Here is a 24,839-nt window from a genome sequence, read left to right on the forward strand (position 1 = left end):
GTAAACCATGAGCGACCATCAGGTTACAGACGATAAAAAAATGATGATTACGCTGGAAGCAGTCAATAAGTGGTACGGACAGTTCCACGTGCTTAAAGACATCAACCTGAACGTGAAACAGGGCGAGCGCATTGTGCTGTGCGGCCCGTCAGGTTCCGGCAAATCCACCACCATCCGCTGCATCAACCACCTGGAGGAGCACCAGCAGGGGCGCATCGTGGTGGACGGCATCGAGCTGAATGACGACTTGCGCAACATTGAGAAAGTGCGCACCGAAGTCGGCATGGTGTTCCAGCATTTCAACCTGTTCCCGCACCTGACGGTGTTGCAGAACTGCACGCTGGCCCCGACCTGGGTGCGCAAGATGCCGAAAAAAGAGGCGGATGAGCTGGCGATGCATTACCTGAAACGGGTGCGGATTGCCGAGCACGCGCACAAATACCCCGGCCAGATTTCCGGCGGCCAGCAGCAGCGGGTGGCGATCGCCCGTTCGCTCTGTATGAAGCCGAAAATCATGCTGTTTGACGAACCGACCTCCGCGCTTGACCCGGAGATGGTGAAAGAGGTGCTGGACACCATGATCGGCCTGGCGCAGGACGGCATGACCATGCTCTGCGTCACCCACGAAATGGGCTTTGCCCGCACCGTGGCCGACCGGGTGATCTTTATGGACCGCGGCGAAATCGTCGAACAGGCCGCCCCACAGGAATTTTTCTCCAACCCACAATCACCGCGCACCCGCGAATTCCTCTCTCAAGTGATTCACTGATGCCCTTCCCCTGCGCCGGGCCCGCCCGGCGCAAACCTTCACAGTTGGCTTAACCGCGCGACCAGCGCCATCTCCTGTTCGCTGAACGGCAGGCCGTCCGGCGTCAGCACATCATGGAACCAGAGCGCGGCGGTCGCTTCGTCCGGCGCAATACCCGGCCACGGCAGCCAGGTCTGGGTTTTGCCCTGCACCAGCCCCCACTGGTAACAGGCCACGCCTTGCGCCCTGAACAGCGGCAGTTGCTCCGCCATCACACTGCCGACGTGGCGCGCCAGCCACTCCGTACACAGCACCGGGCGCTGGAATGCGGCCAGCCGCGCCAGAATCGCCACTTGCCCCGGCGTGTCCACATACGCGTGGTAGCTGACCACATCCGACAGGTGCAGCGCGGCGATGTCGATCGGGTGCCGGAACGCCTGCCCGCACGCGTGCCTGTCCGGGATATGCCAGGCGGCCACCGTCAGCGGCTGGCAAGGGTCAGCCTGCCGCGCCCAGCGGAACACCTGGATCATCAGCGACAGCGCGTAGATGTCCAGCCGGTTGTCATACTCCGCATACTGGCCAACGCCGCAGAAAATGCCGCCGTTGCCCGGCTCGTTATAGAGATCCCACACCCCGATGCGCGGGTCGTCACGGAAACGGCCGACCACCTCCCGCACATAGGTTTCGATCTGCGGCCAGAGGCCGGGGTTCAGCACCACTGCCCGGCCGGGGCTGCCGGCGGCCTGGCTGTTATGTACCCCCGGCCGCGGCGCTTTCTGCGGCCCGATGACCGGCTCGTCGCCGGAGAAGGCGCAGTCGTCGAGCAGGGTCAGCATCACCTGGAAACCGCAGGCGTCGGCTACCGCCAGAAAACGGTCGATGCGCGCCAACAGCCCGGCGCGGTCGTGCTGCCACACCGTAAACGGCAGGTTGGTGCGCAACCGGGTGTAGCCGTAGCGGCCGGCCCAGCGCAGTTCCTGTTCAATGGTGGCCGGGTCGAACGTCTCCTCCTGCCACATCTCCAGCCAGTTGACCGCGGTGCGCGGCAGGTAATTAAACCCGCACCCCCAGCGCTGTTGCCGGTGCCAGGCCTGGGCCTGTTCAGTGGGCCATTGTGTATACATGCGGCCCCCTATTTCGCGCTGGTGAGCGTGACGGTGCCGACGATGCGGCGTGTGGCCGCGCCGCCCCAGACTTCATCGTACTCATAGCCGGTAAGCTGTTTGATCACCACGCGCGTCTTCTCATCACAGTCGCGGCAGTCGCCGCCCAGTTTGCGGCGCGCGATCTCTTTAATCAGCAACTGGTGCGTGTCCCGCGTGAGTTTGAACGGATAGGTGGTGTAGAAACTCACGGCCAGCAGCGCAGCGGTGGCAAAAATCATCAACCCGATAATCGCCTGCAACGCGCCTTCCGGCTGCGTGCCGCTGCCTTTCACAAACCCGGCCTGCTCCAGCACCAGCCCGATAATCATAATGGCGAGCGCCACGGTACTTTTACGCGTCAGTACCATCACCCCGGCGAAAATCCCCTCACGGCGCTGTTGGGTGACCATCTCGTCAATATCGGGAATAAAGCTGTAGATATTCCACGGGATATAATACAACCCGGCGCGCGCCGCCCCCAATAACACAAAGACCGCAGAAAACAGCAGGCCGGGCACGGGTATTTCACCGTAATAGACCACAAACAGGAAACACAGCACGCTGAAAATAACCCCATAGGAGAGGCGTAACGCGGCAGAGGGCGTGAACCGGCATTTATTCAGCAGCAACATAAAGCCGTAGGTGCCGGGTACCGAGGCAAAAGCCGCAATACTGAGCCAGCCGGACACCGCCACCGTATCCTGGTTCAGGCAATACACCACATAATAGGTAAACACCGCGCCGAAGACATCCATCGCCGTAAAGGAGAAAATATAGATAATAATATGCAGCCGGAAAGCGCGGATACGGAATGACGAGAACAGATCCTGCACCAGATAGGTTAAATGGTTTATTAGCCCGCTGCCGCGTTTCACCTCCGCTTTAAACGCGCCCGCCTGTTCAATATCTTTGGCTTCCCAGGTGCAGCGCCAGGTAATAAATACCGCGACACAAAAGACGCAGGCAAATATCAGGCCGGTCAGGGTATAGGTAAAGGGATTATCTTTACCGGTAAACTGCATAATCACACCGGGCACCGACACCGCCAGGAAGCCGCCCAGTTGCGAGCAGATCATCCTTACCCCTGACAGGCGGCTGCGCTCCTCGTAGCGGTTGGTCATCTCTGCCGCCAGCGTTTCCCACGGCACCAGCACCATCGCCGACAATAATTCAATCGAGAGATAGGTGCCGAGATAATACCAATAGCCCATATCGGTGAGCCACAGCAGGGCATATAAAAACATTAACGGGGAGCTGAGCAATAAAAAGAAACGGCGGCGGCCGAATTTACGGCCAAGCCAGGTGTTGCCGAAATTATCGGTGACATAACCCATAATCGGGCTTAATAGCGCGTCGATAACGCGGGCAATGGCAAAAATAGATCCGGCCTCCAGTACCGTCAGGCCGCAATAACTGGTGTAGAAAAAAAGTAACCAGGTGCCGATAATCGCGAAGGCACCGCCGCCGAAAAGATCTGTTACGCCGTAGCCGATCGCCACGCCATAGCCGACCCTGCGTTCAGTAGGTTTGACCATAATAATTGTCCAGTTTGTAAGATATCGGTATTACCGGAAAGCGCCGGCTCTTTTTATTTACTGCTGGAATGCTGTGCGTGATCTTTTTCTTATTGCGTGATGACAGGTCAGGTAAAAACAGCGCGGAGATTACCGGCCCGGCGTTACCCATTGCCGGGTCTGGGAGGAACGGTATATCGCCTCCACGATCGCCAGTGATTTTTTCGCCTCCTCAACCGGGGTGTAGTCCGCCGGGGCCGACGGGTGGTGAAGCGCCTGGTAAAACTGCCGGATCGCCGCCAGGTGGCCCGCGCCCCAATAGGCTTTGGCGTCACTTTCCGGGGTAGGGTCGCTGATTAAGAGGGTGCGCGCCCCTGCGCAGACCCGCCACAGCCGGTTATCCCGCAGTTGCAGCATCCCGGCTTCGCAGTGGATCTCCAGCAGCAGCGGGGCGTCGGTGGTGTAGCTGTTGCTGGCATAGAACAGGCCGCGCGCGCCGTTGTGGAAATGCAGCGTCGCCATCGCGCTGTCTTCCGCTTCGGTGACGCCGGCCAGCTCGCCGCTGTCCACCACGCCTTTGACGCGGGCCACGCCCCCGGCGAACCACTGCATCAGATCCAGCGTGTGGATGGCCTGATTGATCAACAGGCTGCCGCCTTCGGTGGCATAGCGGCCGCGCCACGGGCTGTGGGTGTAGTAACTGCCGCCGCGTGACCAGGTCAGCACCGCGCTCATGCCGACCATCTTGCCGAGCGTGCCGCCCGCCAGCTCGCTGATGATCTGGCGGCTGGTGGGGTTAAGCCGGTTCTGGTAGCAGACCGCCAGCCGCCCCGGCGCGCGGGCGGCCGCGGCCGCGATGTCCGCCGCTTCCCGCCCGTCCAGGCCGATCGGCTTTTCGCAAAATACATGTTTCCCGGCCGCCAGCGCCTCCATCACCATAGTTTTATGCAGGTGGTGCGGCGTGCAGATATGCACCACATCGATGTCATCACTCCCCAGCAGGGCGTGGTAATCCCGGTAAAAACGGCAGCCGTAGGTCTGGGCAAGCGCCTGCCCTTTGTCGCTGTCGATCTCCGCCAGCGCCTGCAAGTGCGCGCCCGGCACCTGTTGCAGCGCCAGCGCATGGCAAAGGTGGATGGCGCCGCCGCCCACAATCGCGGCATTCAGTGTGTTCATGTCGCCTCCTGGTGCGTCAGCGCGCGGCGTTCGCCAGCATCTGCGCTTTTATGCAGAGTTCCGCTGCCTTGAACGCGTGCGCCTGGGTCATGGCGTGTTCGGTGCGGTGCAGGCAGTCGAGGATCAGCGCGCCGAAATAGGGAAAGCCGACCTGCCCGGCCACCGGGTAGCGGAACTCGCCCACCCGGTTCACCAGATACACCACATCCTGCTCGCCGCGGGTGAGATCGATATATTTGCGGATCTCGATATAGCCTTCGGTGCCGAGCAGCGTCAGCCGCCCGTCGCCCCAGGTCGTCAGCCCGTCGGGGGTAAACCAGTCGCAGCGGAAATAGCCGGTCGCGCCGTTTTCGCCGCGCAACATCGCGTCGCCGAAATCCTCAAAGTGCGGATAGTGCGGGTGGCTGACGTTGCGCACCTGGCTGGCGACCACCGTGGCATCGCGGTTGCCGGTGTAATAGAGGAATTGCTCGATCTGGTGGCTGCCGATGTCACACAAAATGCCGCCGAAATCGCGCCGTTCGTAGAACCAGCCGGGGCGGCCCTGCCCTTCGCGGTGCGGCCCGACGCCGAGCGTCTGCACCACCTGGCCAATCGCGCCCTGTTGCACCAGCTGGCCGGCGAACACCGCACTCTCCACATGCAGCCGCTCGCTGTAGTAGACCGCGTATTTGCGCCCGGTTTTCGCCACGCTCTCCTGGGCATCCGCGAGTTGCTCCAGGGTGGTGAGCGGCGCCTTGTCGGTGAAGTAGTCTTTGCCCGCCGCCATCACCTCAAGCCCGAGGGCGCAGCGCCGGCTGGGGACGGCCGCCCCGGCCACCAGCCTGACCTCGCTGTCTGCCAGGATCTCCGCCAGCGACGCCGCCACCCTCACCTGCGGGTACTGTTGCAGGAACGGTTTCACCTTCGCCGGGTCGGGATCGTAGACCCATTTCAGCGTTGCCCCCGCCTCCAGCAGGCCGTTGCACATGCCGTAGATATGGCCGTGGTCGAGCGCGGCGGCGGCAAACACAAACTCCCCGGCGTTCACCACCGGTTGCGGTTTGCCGACCGGCGCATAGTTCATGCCATCTGAACAGTTCATAGCCTCTCTCCTTTCTCCAGATTTTTACCTGCCGGAATCGCCCCTGCCTCGGTGAAATTGGCCACAGCGGCGGATTTTTGGTAGAAGCGCGGTGCCTGGGCGCTGATGCCGCCGGTGTGGTAGAACGGGTCGTCACACGGGATCGGCAGCCGCACCACGTGCCGGGTGATGGCGGATTGATACAACGCAGTGATCAGTTCCAGCGCGCGTTTGCCCTGTTCACCGTCCACCAGCGGCGGCGTGCCGGCGGCAATCGCGGTGAGCAGGTTGTCTATCTGCCCGGTGTGCAGCGTCCAGGCGAGCGGCGGGAGTTGCCGGTACAGGGCGTCGAGCCGGGCCTCCAGCCCCGCATCATTGTCCGGCTGCGGGAAGCCGTTGTCGGCGCTGCGGTGGGCGCACACCGCCCAGGGCGCGGAGATGCGCGCCTTTTCCCCCTGCAACACGATCTGCTGCTCCTCGCCGTGGTGCACCACCGAGGCGGTGAGCTGCGCCAGCGCGCCGTTGGGGTAGCGGAAAATCGCGGCGCTCAGGTCTTCCACTTCCGCGTTGTCATGCGCCACGTTCGCCATCATCGCCACCACCTCGCAGGGGGTGCCCAGCAGCCATTGCAGCGCGTCGATGTGGTGCACCGCATGGTTGAGCGTGCAGCCGCCGCCCTCTTTCTCCCAGGTGCCGCGCCACCATAAATCGTAATAGCAGTGGCCGCGCCACCAGAAAGAGTCGACCTGCGCATGGCAAATCTTCCCGGCAAGCCCCGATTCCACCACCGCGTGCAGCCGCCAGAACGCGTCGGTAAAGCGGTTCTGCGCAATCACGGACAGTATCTTCCCGCTGGCCTGTTGGGCGGCGATCATCGCGTCACACTCCTCCAGCGACGCCGCCATCGGCTTTTCACACAGCACATGTTTCCCGGCGTGTAATGCATCGATGGCGATCGGCGCATGGACGTAAGGCGGCGTGCAGACATCCACCAGATCCACCTCCCCGCACGCGCTCAGCATCGCCTGATGGCTGCTGAACACCTGGGCGTCCGCCAGGCCGTAACGCTGTTTCTTCTCCTCCGCCTTTTCCGGGTAGATGTCCACCAGCGCCACGATGCGGCAGCGCTGCGGGAAGTGCAGATAACTTTGGATATGGTTGTGCGCGATGTTCCCGGTGCCCACGATAGCGACATGCAACATAGTTCCCCCTTGGTTTACCAGGTGCCGCCGGCATCCAGCGTGCGGTTGGCGGCGGGCTTCTCCACCGAGGCATTGATGCGCTGCTGCAACAGCGCCAGATAGTGCGCCTCGTCCAGCGGCAGCGTGACCCAATCATCCGTCCAGGTGGAGAGGTGCATGGCGTTGGAGAGCGTCAGGCCGTGGATGCCCTCCACGCCGGGTGCGATCAGCGGTTCGCCGCGCAGCACGGCGGCGCAGAAATTGGCGGTGATGACGTGGTGGTCACTGCACGCCGGGGCCACCGGCACGGTGATTTCCCAGCACTCCGGCTCACCGAAACCGTTCCGCCAGCGGGCGTTGAACGCCGGTTCCGGCTCGCACAGCCGCCAGTAGCGCAGCCGCCCCTCTTCCACCACCACTTTGCCGCGATCGCCGGTTATCTCCAGCCGGTTGGTGCCGGGTGTCTCTGCCACGGTGGTGATAAACACCCCGGTCGCCCCGTTGGCGTATTCGGCGTAGGCGGTCACCTCATCGTCCACTTCGATCTGCCGGTGTTTGCCGAACTGGCAGAACGCGCGCAGCCGCACCGGCATCCCGACCAGCCACTGCCAGAGGTCGAGCTGGTTCGGGTCCTGATTCAGCAGCACGCCGCCGCCCTCGCCTTTCCAGGTGGCGCGCCAGCCCCCGGCGTCGTAGTAGCTTTGCGAGCGGTACCAGTTGGTGATGATCCAGTTAGAGCGGCGGATCTCACCCAGCTCGCCGCCGTCAATCAGCGCTTTTACCTTTTGGTACAGCGGGTTGGGCCGCTGGTTGTACATAATGCCGAACACCACGTCACAGGTGCGCGCGCAGGCGTTCATCTCCTGCACCTGGGCGGTGTAGACCCCGGCCGGTTTCTCGCACAGCGTATGGAGGCCGTGGCGCATCGCGAGCATCGACAGCCGGGGGTGGTCGTAGTGCGGTGTGGCGACGATCACCGCGTCAATCAGCCCGCTGGTGATCATCGCCTCCGCGTCCTCAAACAGCGGCAGGCCCTCGCCCACCAGCCGCCGGATCGCCGGGTGTTTGCTGCGGTCGTTATCACAGACCGCCGCCAGGCAGGCCTCGCTGATCACGCCGTCCAGCAGGTAACGGGCGTGGACGGTGCCGATATTGCCGATGCCGATAATGCCAAAACGTAGCTTCTCCATAACTCACCTGTATTCCACTGCGTGGGGGATAGCGGGAACATAATGAAGCGGGGGAAGCGCGACAAACGGAATGTGTGAGAGGAATCGCAAGGCCGCGACGCCAACCGCCCCACGCCCCGGATTTGGTTGTAAAATCAGCAAATTACCTCTAAGAATATTTGCAGAAATTTATTGCGAGCGGGGTCACATCATGCCGGGAAAGCTACAGATGGATAAAATCGCCGCCCTGACGGGGTTTTCCGTCAGCACGGTGTCACGCGTGCTGGCGGGGAAACCCTACACCAGCGATCGCGCGCGGGAAGCGATCATCAGTTGCGCACGGCGGCTCGGCGTGCTGGACGGCCTGGCCTGCGGGCGGCTGCTGATTGACGGCGTGGCGGTGTTCGCGCCGGGCCGCACCTTCAACGCGCGCGGTGATGTGTTCTACCTGGAAGTGACGCGCGGCATCGCCGAGGCACTGGCGGCGCACAACGTTTACCTGAGCTATTGCGGGCTGGAAGAGGAGCACGCGGATATCGAAGCCTTTCTGGACAAGGCCGGAGACAAGCACATCAACGCCGTGATCATCATCGGCACCGATGACCCGACCATCTTCAAACTGGCAGCGGCGCTGAATAAGCCCTGTGTGCTGATCAACACCCACGACCGGGAGACGGCACTCGACGCCGTCTCACCCGACCATTACGCCATCGGCTTCAACGCCGCGCGCCACGTGTTCGAACGCGGCCACCGGCGGATGCTGTCTTTGACCTGTTTGCGCCGCAAAACGCTCTACACCCGGCTGCACGGCATCCAGGACGCTTACCGCCATTTCAGCGTGCCCTTTGATGCGCAACAGGATGTGATCATCACTGAAGGGTTTTCGCCGGAAGAGGCGGAACAGGCGCTGGAGGCGTGGCTGGCGTCGCACCCGCCCGCCTGCTGGCCGGAAGTGATTTTCCCCGGCAGCATGGGCATGACGACCGGCGTGCTGCGCGTGCTGGCGCGGCGTCAGGTGCAGGTGCCGGAACAGATGTCGCTGATGACCACTGACTTCAGCTGGCATCTGGAAAACAGCGCAGGCATCCCCATCACCGGCATTGCGGTGCCGTGCCGGGAGCTGGGCATTGAGGCGGTACACCTGCTGCAACACCGGCTGAACCGGCCGCAGGCGTCGGTGTGTCATCTGTTATTGCAGGGGAAACTCAGGGAGGCGGGGTCAGTACGGTACGCCACGCGCCACGCAGCCCGCGTGGCGCTGGGTCAATAACGGTGCGGGCTGTGGCCCGCACCGAGGGGTTACACCTCTTTTTCCACCAGCAACGCTTCCAGCAGGTCGAGGTCATGCAGCAGTTTTTGCAGCGTCTCGTTGCTGATGCGCTGGGTGGCGCGCAGATGGTACAGCTCTGCCCGCTCAGCGCGCAGCGCGTTCAGGCGGAAGCGGCGCTCGAGGTTCTCCACCATCAGCATGTTTTCCATATCATCCTTGTTATAGGTGCGGCGGCGCAGGTTACCGATCACCCGCGAGCTGACCTCACGCACCGTCTGCTCGTCGATGTTCTCTTCGGCATCCGCGGCGATGCGCTCCTCCATCTTGTGCAGGCTCTCAATCGCCACTTCAGCGGCCACGGCGCGCGCCATGTGCTCCTCTTCCTTATAAACGGATTTATCCACCGTTTTCACCCCGCGCAGCAGGAACGGCAGCGCAATCACCCCGGCAATCAGCGAGAACAGGATCACCCCGGCCGCCAGGAACACCAGCTGGTAGCGTGACGGGAAGGCTTCGCCATCCGGCAGGAACAGCGGGATAGAGAGCACACCGGCCAGCGTAATCGCCCCGCGCACCCCGGCAAACGACGCCACCCAAAGCTCCCGCGTGCTGTAGCTGCCGAACATCAGCGGGCGCTTTTTCAGCAGGCGGTTGCTGAGCTTTTTCATCGACCAGAGCCAGACAAAACGCAGCATCAGCAGCGCCATATAGATCAGCACCACATCGGCGAACAGTTGCCAGGTCGGGATGGTCGGGTCGTTTTCCACCATCAGGATCGAGGTTTCCAGAATGCCCGGCAGTTGCAGGCCGAGCATAATGAACACCATGCCGTTGAACACAAACTCCAGCATCGACCAGACGCCGTTGGCGCGCAGCCGCATCGCCAGCGGCGCATTGCGGATCACGCCGGACTGGCTGATGGTCATCCCGGCGGCGACGGCGGCCAGAATGCCGGAGACGCCGATATGCTCGGCGATCAGGTAGGACGCGAACGGCAGCAGCAGCAGGAACACCGTCTGCGTGGCCGGGTCATCCCCGCTCCAGCGGCTCATGATGCGCAGCGATTTACTGTAGAGCCAGGTCACGGCGACCCCGGCCAGCAGGCCGCCGACCGCCACTTTCAGGAACTCCACCGTCGCGCCGGAGACGGTAAACACCATCGTGCCCATCGCCACCGCAATCGCGAACTTCAGCGACACCAGGCCGGAGGCGTCATTCATCAGCGCCTCACCCTCCAGCACGCCCATGATCGATTTCGGGATGCGCCCCTTGCCGACAATGCCGGAGAGCGCCACCGCATCGGTCGGCGACAGCACCGCCGCCAGCGCGAACGCCGCCACCAGCGGGATGTTCGGCACCATCAGGTAGATCAGGTAACCGATGCCGACCACCGTCAGCAGCACCAGCATCAGTGCCAGCCCCAGCACCTCGCGGCCGTGGTGCAGGAACTCACGCATCGGGGTTTTCCAGCCATCGGCAAACAGCAGCGGCGGGATAAACAGCACCAGAAACAGCTCCGGGTCAAAATCGACATGCAGGCCGAAATTGGGCCAGGCCAGCAAGGCACCGACCGCAATCTGCATCAGGGGGAGTGGGATCTGGAAGGGTAACATTCTGGTCACGACACCCGAGAGTGACACCACCAGAATCAAAATGAGGATTGTAAAAAAGATTTCCATGCGTTCCTTGGGCTCTTGTCATTATCACTTTCAGCCGGGCGCAGGCGGCCCGGCATTCGCAGGGGTGATAGTAGACCAGAACCGCCGGGCTGTTAAACCCGTGCGTGCGCTTTGGCCGAATGTCCCGCCGGAGAGGAAATCACAGGCATAAAAAAAGGGAGCCGGTGGGCTCCCCTAGGTGTGGCGGCGGCGTCAGATCGCCCAGCCACCGGCGTAAAACGCGGCCAGCAATACGGCGATGATCACCGTGCCGGCGTTCAGTTTGCGCCATTCACCGGCCACCACGCGGCCAATCACCAGCGCGCCGAAGCCGAGCATAATGCCGGTGACGATGTTGCAGGTCAGCACGATAAACACCGCGCACAGCAGGCCGGACATCGCGTCCACAAAGTCGGTGAAGTCCAGCTTGGTGACGTTGCTCAGCATCAGCAGGCCGACATACATCAGCGCCGGGGCCGTTGCGTAGCCCGGCACCAGATAGGAGAGCGGCGACAGGAACAGGATCAGCAGGAACAGCACGCCCACCACCGCGGCGGTCAGGCCGGTTTTGCCGCCGGCGGCCGTGCCGGCAGCGGATTCGATGTACACCGCCGCCGGGGCAACGCCCACCAGCCCGGCCACCATGCTGCTCACGGAGTCAGAGGTCAGCGCTTTGCCGCCGTTGATGATCTGCCCCTGCTTGTCCAGCAGGTTCGCCTGCCCGGCCACCGCACGGATGGTGCCGGTGGCGTCAAACACGGCGGTCATCACCAGCGCCAGCACGCTCGGCAGCACCACCGGCTTCAGCGCGCCCATGATGTCGAGGCTGAACATGGAGGAGTTGCCGTTGGCATCCGTCAGGGACGGCATGGCAAACAGGCCCTGATATTTCACCGCCGGGTCGAAAATCAGCCCGATCACCGACAGCGCCACAATCACCAGCAGGATGCCGCCCGGTACCCGGCGCTTCTCCAGCCCGATGGTGGCCGCCAGGCCGATAAGCGTCATCAGCACCGGGAACGAGGTGAAATCACCCAGCGCCACCGGCAGGCCGTCGATCGGGTTTTTCACCACCAGCCCGACGCCGTTGGCGGCGATCAGCAGCAGGAACAGGCCGATACCGATGCCGGTACCGTGCGCCACGCCCATCGGCAGGTTACGCAGGATCCAGGCGCGGATGCCGGTCACGGAGATCAGAGTGAACAACAGGCCCATCAGGAACACCGCACCCAGCGCCACCGGCACGCTGATGTGCTGGCCCAGCACCAGGCTGAACGCGGTAAAGGCGGTCAGCGAGATGGCGCAGCCGATGGCCATCGGCAGATTGGCCCACAGCCCCATCAGCAGCGAGCCGATGCCCGCCACCAGACAGGTGCCGACGAACACCGCCGCCGGCGGGAAGCCCGCTTTGCCCAACATGCCCGGCACCACAATGACGGAGTACACCATCGCCAGGAATGTGGTCAGCCCGGCGACCACCTCTTGCCGCACGGAGCTGCCGCGGGCGCTGATTTTGAAAAATGCATCCAGCGGGCCGGTCGGCTGAACCTTGCCGCCCGCTTGGGTGTTATTGCTAGACATGCTGATGTCCTCTGAAGGTGATCCTGGAATGTCGGTGCGTAGTGTCGTTAAGGCGTCGTGTCCGTCCGTTTACTTCCCTGGCACCGCGTTTTCTGTAAGAGAGGCCAGAAAACAAGGCAAACGATTAACTCTGTACCCGCCTGACGTTATTAAAATGGGCGATCAATAAAAAGCAAACGATTATCCGGTGTCACAGCAGGCTTTTTCAACTCTGAATCACGACATTTTCGCGTTGTTTGCGCATTAAAGCGGCAGGAAGGAAAATGCGAGCCGCATCACATCTTATTCAGGGCAGAAAAAGAGCGGAAAGCGCGGAAATTTACCGCGTCTGTTGCGCAACTCCGCTGCCCCACCGGCCCTTGTGCCGGGTAAAACAGGGTTTCATTATTTTTGTGATGGCAATCACAAAACTATTGATCTGGTGAATTCTTCAGCGTACCCTTTTCTTGTGACACACATCACATTTCATCGCGCTTGCGCGCCATTTCCCGACAACCGGAGGCCCCTTATGAAAACGTCTTTGACTTTGACATCCGGCGACACCGCCCGCGCCCCTGCGCCTGCGGTGACACGCCCGACGTTGCGCCGTAAAAGCCTGCTGTGGGTGAACAGCTTGCTGCAAAAGCTCGGCCAGGATTTCGTCGGCACCGGGAAAAGAATGTATTGAGCGCAGGCGGTTTTGCCGCCGCTCAGCCGGCGATCTGGTAAGGCCCGCCCTGTTTCAGCGCCTGCTGGTACGCGGGCCGCGCCTGCACTTTCTTCAGCCAGCCGCTGAGGTGCGGGCAGCCTGACAGCCCGCCACGGGCGTTCAGCCCCTCCACCGGGAAACTCATCTGAATATCCGCTGCACTGAAATCCGCCCCGGCAAACCAGGCATTTTCCGCCAGATGGTTTTCGAGGTACCCGCGGTGGGTGGCGAGCTGCTTGTCCAGGTAGGCTTTCTGCACCCCTTTGCCGATCGCCCCGGCAATCGGCCGCGCCAGCAGCGGCACCGGCGGCTTGCCCAGGCGGCTGAAGATCAGTTTCATCACCAGCAACGGCATCAGTGAACCTTCGGCATAGTGCAGCCAGTAGCGGAAACTCTGGCGCGCAAAATGATCGGTGGGTTTCAGCAGCCCCTGCGCATCGTAGGTTTCCTGCAAATATTCAATGATTGCGCCGGACTCCGCCAGCGTCAGGTCATTGTCGGTCAGCACCGGCGATTTCCCCAGCGGGTGCACTTTCTTCAACGCCTCCGGCGCCAGCATGGTATGGGGGTCGCGCTGGTAGCGTTCGATCTGGTACGGTACCCCCAGCTCCTCCAGCATCCACAAAATACGTTGTGAACGGGAGTTATTGAGGTGGTGAACGGTGATCATGCCTCGCTCCTTTTGTTGCAGTAATGTACGTTAATTCAAAGGATAGCGTTCTCCCTCTCCCCGCGCCCGCCTTTATTCATCGCGGTTAAAGCCAAATAGACCGCCGAATATCATCTAAACTTGGCTTATCAATGATAAATAATGTTTTTATTTTATACTTTCTCCATGTTGAGCAATAGAACGGTTACGGCTGTTTAACGTTGGTGAAAAAGTCGCTAATATCGCTGCACCAGTTTGAAATATCACATAATTAAACTTAACCAAAATCGCCGCCGGCCGCGTGGCTAACCCCCTCATTGTTAAGGTTATGTGATGTTTAATCCTTTTCCCGGCGATCGCCTGACCGATATTGCACTGCAATAACGGGGCGGGGGTTGCCCTTAGCCCTGTTATGTGGAGAGCAAGTTATGCTTGCCAGCAGTTACAACGATGTTTTGGTGCTGTTTTCATTCATCGTGGCCATTCTTGCGTCCTATACCGCGTTGGATATGGTGGGGCGCGTCACCACGACCGATCGCACGGCCTCCCGCTGGTGGCTGGGCGGCGGTTCCGTCGCGATGGGCATCGGCATCTGGTCGATGCATTTCATCGGGATGCTGGCGTTCAGCCTGCCGGTTTCCATCAGTTATGACCCGCTGATCACCGGCTTGTCGATGCTGATTGCCATCGCGTCGTCGCTGTTTGCACTCTGGTTTGTCACCGCCGCCGCGCTGACCCTGCCCCGGCTGGTGGCCGGATCGCTGATTCTGGGCTGCGGCATCGCCGGGATGCACTACACCGGCATGGCGGCGATGAGCGTGATGCCGGGCATGAATTACGATCCGCGCTGGGTGCTGCTCTCGGTGGTGATTGCGGTGCTGGCCTCGGCGGCCGCGCTGTGGATGGCGTTCCGCCTGCGCACCCAGATCAACAACGTGAAATTGCTGCGCGCGCTGGCGGCGATCGTCATGGGCGTGGCGATTGTCGGGATGCACTACACCGGCATGGCGGCCGCGCACTTCCACATGATGGGTAACATGGCGCACCACCACAGCGGGGTGAACACCAACTGGCTGGCCGTGGTAGTGATTGTGTTTACGCTGGCGGTGCTGGCGATCACCCTGGTGGTGTCGGTGCTGGATGCGCGCCTGCAGGCGCGCACGGCGATTCTGGCGCAGTCCCTCGAACAGGCCAACCGTGAGCTGATGCAACTGGCGCTGCATGACAACCTGACCAAGCTGCCGAACCGGCTGCTGCTGGAGGACCGCATCCAGCAGGCGTTGCAGAAAGCGGAGCACGAAGGCGAGCTGTTTGCCGTGCTGTTTATGGATCTGGACGGGTTCAAAGCGGTGAATGACGCCTACGGCCACCACATCGGCGACCAGTTGCTGATCGCCGTGACCCACCGTATCCAGGGCAGCCTGCGTGCGCAGGACACCCTGGCGCGCCTCGGCGGCGATGAGTTTGTGGTGCTGATGGAGATCCGTGACCCGGCCGACGCCGCGACGCTGGCCGCCCAGCTGGTGATGCTGATTGAGCAGCCGTTCAATGTGTCGCGCTACGAGCTGCTGGTCTCAGTCAGCATCGGCATCGCCGTTTACCCCAGCGACGGCATCACCGAACGGGAACTGATGCTGAACGCCGACGCAGCGATGTACCACACCAAAAATTCCGGCCGTAACGGCCACAGCTTCTTCCAGAAATCGATGAATGTGAATGCGCAGGAGCAGCTGCAACTGATGCATGACCTGCGGCTGGCGATTGAGCGCAACGAACTGCGCCTGCACTACCAGCCGAAATTCACGGCGCCGTCCGGCCCGGTGTGCGGGTTTGAGGCGCTGGTTCGCTGGGAGCGCCCCGGCAGCGGGATGCTCAGCCCGGCGGTGTTCCTGCCGCTGGCGGAAAAAACCGGGCTTATCCTGCCGATGGGTGAATGGGTGCTGAACGAGGCGTGCCGCCAGCTCAGCGAATGGCACCGCCAGGGACATGCGGAGTGGAGCATTGCGGTGAACCTGTCGGCGTTGCAGTTTGAACAGCCGGATCTGGTGGAAAAAGTGGTCAGCATCATTACCCGCCACCAGATCCCGGCCGACAAACTCACGCTGGAGGTGACGGAAACCACCGCCATGCTCAACCCGGACGTCAGCGTGGCGATCCTGGACGAGCTGACCAGCCTGGGGGTGAAAGCGTCGATTGATGATTTCGGTACCGGCTACTCCAGCCTGCTCTACCTGAAGCGCCTGCCGGCCAGCGAGCTGAAGATCGACCGGGCGTTTATCAACGATCTGACCACCAACAACGAGGATGCCAGCATCGTCTCCGCGATTATTGCACTCGGCCAGACGCTGAACCTGAAAGTGGTGGCCGAAGGGGTCGAGACGGTGGAACAGCAGGCGTTCCTCAGCCGCCTGGGCTGCGACACCCTCCAGGGCTTCCTGCTCGGCCGCCCGATGACCCCGGCACAGATTGGCGACCGCATCAGCAGCGACTGGCCCGGCCATGTGATCCCGGCGACCGAGCTTGCGGCAACGCCGGTGGCAGACAGCGTAAAATAGCGCCACAGGCGTGTTCAGCCCACAGACATCAGGCCACCGGAAGGTGGCCTGATTTACAAACGTTTTTTTAAAAACACATAGAAAAATCACCCTAAAGTGTACTCTTGTGAGAGTCATGACTCATTGGGCAATCACATCTTCTATCCGCTTTTTCAACTCATCAGCACCAAACTCAGAAGGATGACGGTCGCTATCAGGATTGTATTGATCTGCCAGACAGAAAATTGTAGATAACTTTTCACTCAATGCAGGATCATCCTGAAGCAGCAAACCATTATTACCTTCCCGTTTCCACATCGCCTGATAGGGATCAGCAAAGCTATCGGCAGATATTTCCCCAGATACAAAACGTTTAGCAAATTTCAGCAGTTCATGGCTCATAAGGTTCGTTTCCCTCTTCCTAACGGCAATGCTCACAAAATGTATATGGTTTATTTCAGGACTCTTGCACCACCAGAAATGTTTAATTAAGCGGTGAGACGTGAAAATATCTCTCAATCAACTGGTTTTAAAGAGGGGTTTGTCATTTGCCTGACGCCATGCCTTAATCTGATCAACGATACCTTTTGCTGTGATGTCTGGATCTTCAGGGTAGAAAATCAAGTCTGTTGACTCTGGGTGCTCACTCACGATGTCAAAATTAGTAATAAGCGCATCCTGATATTTTTCGCCACCCTCAGCACTACAAATGGTTTCGACCAAGGCTAAAAATTCAGCTTCGGTATAATCCTCAAATTTATGTCTTAACTGAAAAGTACCCATTTTAATATTTCCTCTATGACAACGCGCCATGATGTTACAGCGGGGGCGCTGTTCAGTGCCTGATTTTACGGCCCCCCTCGCACCTTTCCCCGCCCCCTGCTGCCCCTGCCCCATGGTCTATAGTCTCTACTTACCCCCCGCCCTGACTGGAGGCAGTATGAGTGATGAGCAGACGTTCCCTTATGAGAACCGCGGCCCGGCGACGGCCATCGGCCATGCGTTACCGGCGGCCGCTGCGCCGTTGCCGCCGTCCGGCATCGACAGCGGCCAGGTGAACGGTGACCAGGTGACTTTCCCGGACTGGAAAGGGGCGGCCGATACCCCGGAGCCGTCGCCGCCGGTCGCCCTGCCGCCTGATGAGCGGGTCGGGTTCGCGGTGGTCGGGCTGGGGCGGCTGACGCTGAACCAGATTTTGCCGGCGCTGCACCGCGCTAAAAATGCCCGCCCGGTGGCACTGGTCTCCGGCCACCGGGAGAAAGCGGAGACGGTGGCCGCGCAGTACGGCATCAGCCCGGACGCGATCTACAGCTATGACGAGATGCACAAGATGGCCGACAACCCGGCGATTCAGGCGGTGTATATTGTCACGCCCAACGGGTTACACCGCGACCATGTGCTGGCCGCAGCCGCCGCCGGAAAACATGTGCTGTGTGAAAAACCGATGGCGAATACCTCCGCCGAAGCGCAGCAGATGATTGATGCCTGCCGGGATGCCGGGGTAAAGCTGATGATCGCCTACCGCTGCCAGTTTGACGCCTTCAATAAAGAGGCGGCGCGGCTGGTGCAGTCCGGCGAGCTGGGGCGGCCGCGCATCATTGAGGCGACCAACGTGCAGATGATGGGGCCGGACGGCCAGTGGCGCTTCAAAGGCGGGTTGGCGGGCGGCGGCGCACTGCCGGACATCGGCCTCTATTGCCTCAACGGCGTGCGCATGATGCTGGCCGAGAACCCGATCGAGGTGTATGCGCAGGCGGTCAACCCCACCGGCGACCCGCGTTACACGGAAGTGGAAGAGACCATCAGCTTTATTCTGCGCTTCCGCTCCGGCGTGATTGCCCACTGTGTCACCAGTTATGGCGCGCATGAGGGCAAAGAGATGACGGTGCGGCTGGAAAACGGCTGGGTGAAACTCGACAACGCCTATGCCTACAGCGGCCAGCGCCTGACGGTGGCGCAACGCAAGGGCGAGGCGCAATCGCTTGAGGAGCGCAAATTGAGTGCCGGGCCGCAGTTTGTGCTGGAGATTGAGCACTTTGCCGACTGCGTGCGCAACGGCAGCGTGCCGCGTACGCCCGGCGAAGAGGGCTTGCAGGATCAGGTGTTTATCGAGGCGATCTACCGCTCGGCGCAGGAGGGGCGGCCGGTCACGCTGGAGCGCAACGATCTGCACGTCACCGCATCACAGAAACCGTGACGCGCCCTTGACCTTGCCCTAAGGGCAAGGTTTACCGTGGTGGCGGATTCATTCACAGGAGGAAGAGAAGATGCGTAGTTACCGAGCCTGGGCCGCGGGCCTGTTGCTGGCCCCGCTGGTGGCCTGTGCGGCCCCCGGCGGCACGGCAGACCATAACGGCCACAGCGGCGCAGTGCCTGACTCTGCGTCCCGGCAGGCGTATGCACGCGGCATGGAGACCATGCACGGCGACATGATGAAGGCGATCCAGTCTGACGACCCGGACATCGCCTTTGCGCAAGGGATGATTGCCCACCACCAGGGCGCCATCGACATGGCAAAAACTGAACTGAAATATGGCAAAGACCCGGCGATGCGCAAACTGGCGCAGGAGATCATCGCCGCGCAACAGCCGGAGATAGACCGGATGCAGCGCTGGCTTGCGCAACACCCCGCCCACTGAGCCGGTTGCGCATCAGGCCGGCAGCGGTTCCGGCTTGATGCGCATCGCACTCACCACCCCGATCATCAGGCAGGCGATGCCGCACAGCGTCAGCAACGGCGGCCAGCTCTGGCGCAGCAGGAAGGTATAAGCCAGCCCGGCCAGGATCTCGAACACGATTAACGGCCCGACCAGCACCGTCGGCAGCCGCTGGCTCGCCTCACTCCAGCAGAGCGTGCCCAGCCAGGAACAGAACAGGCCAATCGCCGCCATCAGCGCAATAAACAGCCCCGGCCGCGGGCCGAACGGCAGCGGGAATGGGTCATGCGTCAGCGTCATCTGCCCGCAGGCCAGCGCGTAGGCCACCAGCGCCATCGGCAGCACCGCCAGCCCCTGCGCGGTGGCCCAGGTGCCGGCGCGGTGTTGCGGGTGTGACCGCATCCAGCGGGCATTGCGCAACGGGTACCACGTCCAGCAGACCAGTGCCACCAGCGCCAGCCCGATGCCGCTCAGGTAGCGCCCGATGTTCTGCGGGCCGCCGTCACCGCGCAGCTCCGCGATATTCACCAGACACAGCCCGGTGCCGATCAGCAGCAGCGACGGCAATAGCCGGTGCCACGCCAGCCGCCCCTCATGCCGCCCGTACAGCAGGTTGGCGGAGACCGCGATCACCACCGGCAGGGTGCCGATAATCATGGTGGAAATGGGTGCGCCGGTGCGCTGGATCGCCCCTGCCAGGCAGACGTAATAGAGCAGGTTGCCCACCGCGCTGAGTTTGCATGCCTCTTTCCAGTCGCTGCGCGTCAGTTGCCGCACCCGGCGGCGGTCAACCCACGCCAGCGGCAACGCAATCAGCCCGAACGCCACATAGCGCCCGGCTGACTGCAACATCGCCGGGTACTCCGGCACCACCACCGGGCCGACAAAAATCAGCCCCCACATCAGCCCTGCGGCCAGGGCAAACAGCACACCTGCCATCATAATCTTTACGGTTCCTGCGTGAAAAACCCTACCTTAACGCAGGCCACGCGGCCGGTATTGTAGCAGCTTGCGCATTGGCGTCAGCGGCGCATCACCGCCCGCTGGTAGCGCACCGGGGTGACGCCATAACGGGTGGCGAAGGCGCGGGTCAGGTGCGCCTGATCGGTCAGGCCGACGTCGGCGGCCACCTGCGCCGCACTGACGCCTGCGGCCAGCAGCAGCTTGGCGCGGTAGAGGCGGATCGCCATCAGCATCTGGTGCGGCGTCACGTGGAAATGCGCCTTGAACTGGCGCTGGAAATGGTAAGGGCTGAGCGCGGCCTCGGCCGCCAGCTCCGCCAGTGTCAGGGGTTCGGCAAAGCGGGCGTGCAGGCAGGCTTTCACCCGGTCAAACCGGTGCGCCGCGTCCGGCGGCGGGGGCAGCGGCCGCCGGGCGTGCGGGCGCAGCAGATCCACCAGTGACAGCATCAGGCCGTCAGCCGCCAGCGCATCGTTGCTCTGCCAGAGCGCCGCCAGCGTCATCGCCAGCTGTTGCGCGGTGCGCGGATCGCGCCGCACCGCCTCATGGCTGAACCACCAGCCCGGCTCGCCGGAGAGCGTTGCCAACGTCGCCGGGTCGATGTAGATCATGCGGTAGCGCCAGCCCCCGTCGGTTTCCGCCTGGCCGGTGTGCAGCTCGTCCGGGTTCATCAGCACCAGCGACCCCGGCCCCGCCACATGCTGCACGCCGCGGTAGCGGAAACGCTCTGCGCCCGCCTCGATCGTGCCGATGCCGAACGCCTCGTGGGTGTGCGGCTCAAACACATGGCGGCTGATGTGCGCGCGGTACAGCTCCACCCCCGGCAACCCGGAAAGTTGCCGGAACTGCGCCTGGTCGGTTTCACACTCAAACTGCTCTGGTACGCCCTGCACGCCCGCCTCCCCTGTTCTGCACCCTGATTATACGTTAGCTGAATTTGGCTCCGCCGGACACAGCCCCGCCTTGATCAGGCAGTCACGCAACACATTAAACGCCGGCAGCATCGCGCTCTCCTCCACGCAGGCAAAGCCCAGCAGCAGCCCGCGCCGTGACTGGCGATGCATAAAATATTGCGACAGCGGCCGCACGCTGACGCCGCGCCGCAGGGCATGGGAGGCGATTTTCACATCGTCACAGCCGTTCGGCAGCACCAGCACCAGGTGCAGCCCGGCGTCGTGGTCATACTCATGCAGGAACTCCGGCCCCAGGTAGCGGGTAATCAGTGACACCAGATAGGCGCGGCGGCGGCCATACAGCAGGCGCATCCGGCGGATGTGGGCGTTGTAGTGCCCTTCGCGCATAAACTGCGCCAGCGCGGTCTGGATCAGGAAATGCCCGCCGCGGAACAGCTCGGCGCAGGCCAGTTTCATTGCCGGTGCCAGCGGTTTCGGCAACACCATGTAGCCGATGCGCAACGCCGGGTAGAGCGTTTTGCTGAAAGTGCCGAGGTAGATAACCGGCGCATCCGGCTCCAGCCCCTGCAACGCCGGGATCGGGTTGCCGGCGAAACGGAATTCGCTGTCGTAGTCATCCTCAATGATCCAGCTTCCCTGCTCCCGCGCCAGCGCCAGCAACTGTTTGCGGCGCGGCAGGCTCATCACCGCGCCGAGCGGGTACTGGTGCGACGGCGTGACGAAAATCAGTTTCGGCGACGCCCCTTTGCCGCCCGCCAGCGGCACCAGGCCATGCTGGTCGACCCGCACCGGCAGGATGTCCGCCCCGTTGATGCGCAAAACGTTGCGCGCCCCCCAGTAGCCCGGCTCCTCGAACCAGACGCGATCCCCCGGATCGCAGAGCATTTTGGCGATCAGATCCATCGCCTGATGGGTGCCCTCGGTGATCAGGATCTGATCCACATCGCACTGCACCGATCGCGTGACGCGCAAATACTCCACCAGCGCCTGTTGCAGATCATAGCTGCCGCCCTGGTGGCTGTAAGTCAGGTGATGGTGCAGCGGATCGCGGTTGATCCGCCGCTGGATGGCGCTGAACAGCGCGTGCGGGAACTCGCGCACATCCGGCACGCCGGGCACAAACGCGCCCCACTGGTGCGGCGAGGCGTTGGCGTAACCCATCAGTTTGCTGCCGCGCCGCGACAGCGCCACCTCATCCACATAGCGGTGCGGGCTGCCGGGCTGCCCGGCGGCGGCGGTCAGGTAGCTGTCCGGCAGGATCTCCGCCACGGAGGTGCCGCTGCCGGTCTTCGCCTGCAAATAGCCTTCTGCCTGCAACTGCTCATAGGCATAAAGCACGGTGTTGCGTGATACCCCCAGCTCCCGCGCCAGGTCACGCGTGGCGGGCAGGCGGCTGCCGGGCGGGATGCTGCCGTCCGCCATTGCCGTGCGCAGGCACTGGCAGACCCGCAGCCGCAACTGGCCGCCGGTGGTCTGCTGCAACCGCTGTAAAAGCAGATCTGCGTGTAAAGATCGCAATTGGCTCCCTCCGTTTTCCGTAAGTGGCTCTCGCTTGATGTTAATAGACCCTGTTAATAATTAACAACATTGATGCACGTTATTTCGGCGGCCCGCCCGCCCCTGGAGAATACCATGAAACATCAGCAACTTAACGAACGCAAAGCCGCTGCCACCCCACGTGGCGTGGGGGTCATGTGTAACTTTTTTGTAAACCGCGCGGAGAATGCCACGCTGTGGGATGAAGAGGGCAATCAGTGGATCGATTTCGCGGCGGGCATTGCGGTGCTGAACACCGGCCACCGCCACCCGAAAATCATCGCCGCGGTAGAGAAACAGTTGCAGGCGTTCACCCACACCGCCTATCAGGTGGTGCCGTATGAGAGCTATGTCGCGCTGGCAGAGCGCCTGAATGCGCTGGCCCCGGTTGACGGCCCGGCCAAAACCACCTTCTTCACCACCGGTGCGGAAGCGGTGGAAAACGCGGTGAAAATTGCCCGCGCCCACACCGGCCGCCCCGGCGTGATCGCCTTCACTGCCGCCTTCCACGGCCGCACCATGATGACCATGGCGATGACCGGCAAAGTGGCCCCCTACAAGCGTGATTTCGGCCCGATGCCGCCGTCCGTGTTCCATGCCCGTTTCCCAAGCGAGCAGCACGGCGTCAGCATCGAAGATGCCCTGGCGAGCCTCGACCAGCTGTTCAGCTGTGACATCGCGCCCGATCAGGTGGCGGCGATTATCCTTGAGCCGGTACAGGGCGAAGGCGGTTTCCGCCCGGTGCCTGCCGCGTTCCTGCGTGAATTGCGCACCCTGTGTGACCAGCACGGCATCCTGCTGATCGCCGATGAGGTGCAGAGCGGTTTTGCCCGTACCGGCAAGCTGTTTGCGATGGAGCACTTCCCGGAGGTGAAAGCGGATCTGATCACCATGGCGAAAAGCCTGGCGGGCGGCCTGCCGCTTTCCGGCGTCTGCGGCCGTGCTGAGGTGATGGACGCCCCGGCCCCCGGCGGGCTGGGCGGCACCTACGCCGGGAACCCGCTGGCGATCGCCTCCGCCCATGCGGTGCTGGATGTGATTCAGGAAGAGAACCTGTGTGAACGTGCTGAACACCTTGGCCAGCACCTGCGTGAGGTGCTGGGCCTGGCGCAGCAGCAGAACCCGGCGATTGCCGACATCCGCGGCCTTGGCTCGATGATTGCGGTGGAGTTCTGCGACCCGGCCACCGGCGCACCGGACAAGGCGCTGTGCGCCGCCATCCAGCAACGCGCGATGGAGGCCGGTTTGCTGCTGCTCTCCTGCGGCCAGCACGGCAACGTGATCCGTTTCCTTTACCCGCTGACCATCCCTGACGCCCAGTTCCAGCAGGCGATGGAGATCCTCAGCCACTCCCTGACCGCACGTTGAGGCCCCCGATGAGCGCATTACCCCCGTTACTCGACCATCCGCTGGTTCGCCGGCCGGAGGCCAACCAGCCGACCCCGGCCGGGTTTATTGACGTCACCGACCCGTCACGCGGCAGCGTGATCGCCTGGGTCAAACAGCAGGATGCCGACGATGTGGCCGCGGCGATCCAGCGTGCCGAACAGGCGCAAAAAGCGTGGAAAGCGCAGACCGCGCTGGCGCGGGCGGACATTTTGCTGGCCTGGTATCACTTGATTCTCGCCGAGCGTGACGCGCTGGCGGAGATCCTCACCGCCGAGCAGGGCAAACCGCTGGCCGAAGCGCGCGGCGAAATTACCTATGCCGCCTCGTTTATCCGCTGGTTTGCCGAAGAGGCACGCCGGGTGCAGGGTGACGTGCTCACCCCGCCGCAGGCGCATCAGCGCCTTCTGGTATTGAAACAGCCGATTGGGGTCTGTGCCGCCATCACGCCGTGGAATTTCCCGGCGGCGATGATCACCCGGAAGGCCGCCCCGGCGCTGGCTGCCGGTTGCGCCATGATCGTCAAACCGGCGGAACAGACACCGCTCACCGCCTTTGCGCTGGAGAACCTGGCGCGCCGCGCCGGGCTGCCGCCAGACCTGCTTATCCATGTGCAGGGGGATGCCGTGGCGGTCGGCAAAACGCTCTGCGCCAGCCCGGTCATCCGCAAGCTGAGCTTTACCGGTTCCACCGACGTGGGCCGCCTGCTGATGGCGCAATGCGCGCCGACGATTAAAAAGCTGTCGCTGGAGCTGGGCGGCAATGCGCCGTTCCTGGTGTTTGACGACGCCGACCCGGCCGCCGCGGTGCAGGGCATTATGGCGAGCAAATTCCGCAACAGCGGCCAGACCTGCGTCTGCGCCAACCGCATCTATGTGCAGCGCGGCATCTACCCGGAGATTGTGCGCCACCTGACTGACGCCGTGGCGCAGTTGCAGGTGGGGGATGGCCGTGACGCCGCAAGCAACCAGGGGCCGCTGATTGACGATGCCGCCGTCGCCAAGGTT

The 24,839-nt window shown here is 62.4% G+C and carries 22 protein-coding genes; 8 read left to right on the plus strand and 14 right to left on the minus strand.

The annotated features are described in order from the left end of the window. Positions 1-7: 7 nt before the first annotated feature. The gene (locus CYR52_RS16905) at positions 8-769 is read left to right on the plus strand and encodes an amino acid ABC transporter ATP-binding protein (RefSeq protein WP_072933374.1); all 762 of its coding nucleotides are present in this window, start codon (positions 8-10) and stop codon (positions 767-769) included. A gap of 38 nt (positions 770-807) precedes the next feature. On the opposite strand, the gene CYR52_RS16910 is transcribed toward CYR52_RS16905, so the two are convergent. The 6 genes from CYR52_RS16910 to CYR52_RS16935 all read right to left on the minus strand — a co-directional run bounded on the left by CYR52_RS16910 (position 808) and on the right by CYR52_RS16935 (position 8,020). Further along, positions 808-1,875: a glycoside hydrolase 5 family protein gene (locus CYR52_RS16910; RefSeq protein ID WP_101829007.1), complete on the minus strand. Its 1,068-nt coding sequence runs from the start codon at positions 1,873-1,875 to the stop codon at positions 808-810. Between the two features lie 8 nt (positions 1,876-1,883). After that, the gene (locus CYR52_RS16915) at positions 1,884-3,431 is read right to left on the minus strand and encodes an MFS transporter (protein WP_101829008.1); all 1,548 of its coding nucleotides are present in this window, start codon (positions 3,429-3,431) and stop codon (positions 1,884-1,886) included. Positions 3,432-3,560: 129 nt separating this feature from the next. Next, on the minus strand, positions 3,561-4,586 hold the full coding sequence (locus CYR52_RS16920) for a Gfo/Idh/MocA family protein (RefSeq protein ID WP_101829009.1): 1,026 nt from the start codon (positions 4,584-4,586) through the stop codon (positions 3,561-3,563). Between the two features lie 16 nt (positions 4,587-4,602). After that, entirely contained in the window at positions 4,603-5,670 is a 1,068-nt protein-coding gene (locus tag CYR52_RS16925) for a Gfo/Idh/MocA family protein (protein WP_101829010.1), read from the minus strand. Further along, a complete protein-coding gene (locus CYR52_RS16930; protein WP_101829011.1) occupies positions 5,667-6,851 on the minus strand; it encodes a Gfo/Idh/MocA family protein in 1,185 nt (394 codons plus the stop codon). Before CYR52_RS16930 ends, CYR52_RS16925 begins: the two co-directional genes overlap by 4 nt. 14 nt (positions 6,852-6,865) lie before the next feature. Further along, positions 6,866-8,020, minus strand: coding sequence for a Gfo/Idh/MocA family protein (locus CYR52_RS16935; protein WP_101829012.1), 1,155 nt, complete (start codon positions 8,018-8,020; stop codon positions 6,866-6,868). A 190-nt stretch (positions 8,021-8,210) separates the two neighbouring features. Between CYR52_RS16935 and CYR52_RS16940 the strand changes: the two genes are divergently transcribed. Next, entirely contained in the window at positions 8,211-9,269 is a 1,059-nt protein-coding gene (locus tag CYR52_RS16940; RefSeq protein WP_072933360.1) for a LacI family DNA-binding transcriptional regulator, read from the plus strand. A 29-nt stretch (positions 9,270-9,298) separates the two neighbouring features. Here CYR52_RS16940 and CYR52_RS16945 read toward each other — a convergent pair whose 3' ends face one another. After that, a complete protein-coding gene (locus CYR52_RS16945; protein ID WP_072933358.1) occupies positions 9,299-10,948 on the minus strand; it encodes a Na+/H+ antiporter in 1,650 nt (549 codons plus the stop codon). Between the two features lie 192 nt (positions 10,949-11,140). Continuing rightward, a complete protein-coding gene (locus tag CYR52_RS16950) occupies positions 11,141-12,508 on the minus strand; it encodes an NCS2 family permease (protein ID WP_072933355.1) in 1,368 nt (455 codons plus the stop codon). 508 nt (positions 12,509-13,016) lie between these two features. On the opposite strand from CYR52_RS16950, the gene CYR52_RS22710 reads away from it, so the two are divergent. After that, complete coding sequence (locus CYR52_RS22710) at positions 13,017-13,175, plus strand: hypothetical protein (RefSeq protein WP_165699097.1); 159 nt, start codon at positions 13,017-13,019, stop codon at positions 13,173-13,175. A gap of 22 nt (positions 13,176-13,197) precedes the next feature. Here the strand turns inward: CYR52_RS22710 and CYR52_RS16955 are convergent, their stop codons facing one another. Next, the gene (locus CYR52_RS16955; RefSeq protein WP_072933353.1) at positions 13,198-13,866 is read right to left on the minus strand and encodes a glutathione S-transferase family protein; all 669 of its coding nucleotides are present in this window, start codon (positions 13,864-13,866) and stop codon (positions 13,198-13,200) included. Positions 13,867-14,273: 407 nt separating this feature from the next. Between CYR52_RS16955 and CYR52_RS16960 the strand changes: the two genes are divergently transcribed. Further along, complete coding sequence (locus CYR52_RS16960; protein ID WP_101829013.1) at positions 14,274-16,400, plus strand: putative bifunctional diguanylate cyclase/phosphodiesterase; 2,127 nt, start codon at positions 14,274-14,276, stop codon at positions 16,398-16,400. Positions 16,401-16,520: 120 nt separating this feature from the next. Here the strand turns inward: CYR52_RS16960 and CYR52_RS16965 are convergent, their stop codons facing one another. Together CYR52_RS16965 and CYR52_RS16970 are read right to left on the minus strand one after the other, a co-directional pair. After that, the gene (locus CYR52_RS16965; protein WP_101829020.1) at positions 16,521-16,781 is read right to left on the minus strand and encodes a colicin immunity domain-containing protein; all 261 of its coding nucleotides are present in this window, start codon (positions 16,779-16,781) and stop codon (positions 16,521-16,523) included. A 117-nt stretch (positions 16,782-16,898) separates the two neighbouring features. Next, entirely contained in the window at positions 16,899-17,162 is a 264-nt protein-coding gene (locus CYR52_RS16970) for a bacteriocin immunity protein (protein ID WP_101829014.1), read from the minus strand. Positions 17,163-17,319: 157 nt separating this feature from the next. On the opposite strand from CYR52_RS16970, the gene CYR52_RS16975 reads away from it, so the two are divergent. Together CYR52_RS16975 and copM are read left to right on the plus strand one after the other, a co-directional pair. After that, positions 17,320-18,576, plus strand: a complete 1,257-nt coding sequence (locus CYR52_RS16975; RefSeq protein ID WP_101829015.1) for a Gfo/Idh/MocA family protein — start codon at positions 17,320-17,322, stop codon at positions 18,574-18,576. A 70-nt stretch (positions 18,577-18,646) separates the two neighbouring features. After that, positions 18,647-19,018 carry a CopM family metallochaperone gene (gene copM, locus CYR52_RS16980; RefSeq protein ID WP_072933003.1) on the plus strand — a complete coding sequence of 124 codons (372 nt, stop codon included), beginning with the start codon at positions 18,647-18,649 and terminating at the stop codon, positions 19,016-19,018. Positions 19,019-19,030: 12 nt separating this feature from the next. Here copM and CYR52_RS16985 read toward each other — a convergent pair whose 3' ends face one another. From CYR52_RS16985 to pdxR, 3 genes are all read right to left on the minus strand, one after another. Then, a complete protein-coding gene (locus CYR52_RS16985; protein WP_072933001.1) occupies positions 19,031-19,978 on the minus strand; it encodes a DMT family transporter in 948 nt (315 codons plus the stop codon). 80 nt (positions 19,979-20,058) lie between these two features. Further along, entirely contained in the window at positions 20,059-20,889 is an 831-nt protein-coding gene (locus CYR52_RS16990) for an AraC family transcriptional regulator (RefSeq protein WP_101829016.1), read from the minus strand. A 27-nt stretch (positions 20,890-20,916) separates the two neighbouring features. Beyond that, positions 20,917-22,428, minus strand: a complete 1,512-nt coding sequence (pdxR, locus tag CYR52_RS16995; protein WP_101829017.1) for a MocR-like pyridoxine biosynthesis transcription factor PdxR — start codon at positions 22,426-22,428, stop codon at positions 20,917-20,919. Positions 22,429-22,542: 114 nt separating this feature from the next. On the opposite strand from pdxR, the gene CYR52_RS17000 reads away from it, so the two are divergent. Both CYR52_RS17000 and CYR52_RS17005 read left to right on the plus strand, forming a co-directional pair. Continuing rightward, positions 22,543-23,814 (plus strand): 4-aminobutyrate--2-oxoglutarate transaminase, encoded by a 1,272-nt coding sequence (locus CYR52_RS17000; RefSeq protein WP_072932995.1) that lies wholly within the window; start codon positions 22,543-22,545, stop codon positions 23,812-23,814. Positions 23,815-23,822: 8 nt separating this feature from the next. Further along, a partial coding sequence (locus CYR52_RS17005) for an aldehyde dehydrogenase family protein (RefSeq protein ID WP_101829018.1) occupies positions 23,823-24,839 on the plus strand: 1,017 nt, incomplete at its 3' end.

Origin of the sequence: Chimaeribacter arupi (assembly GCF_002858805.1) — a bacterium.
Taxonomy (GTDB): domain Bacteria; phylum Pseudomonadota; class Gammaproteobacteria; order Enterobacterales; family Enterobacteriaceae; genus Chimaeribacter; species Chimaeribacter arupi.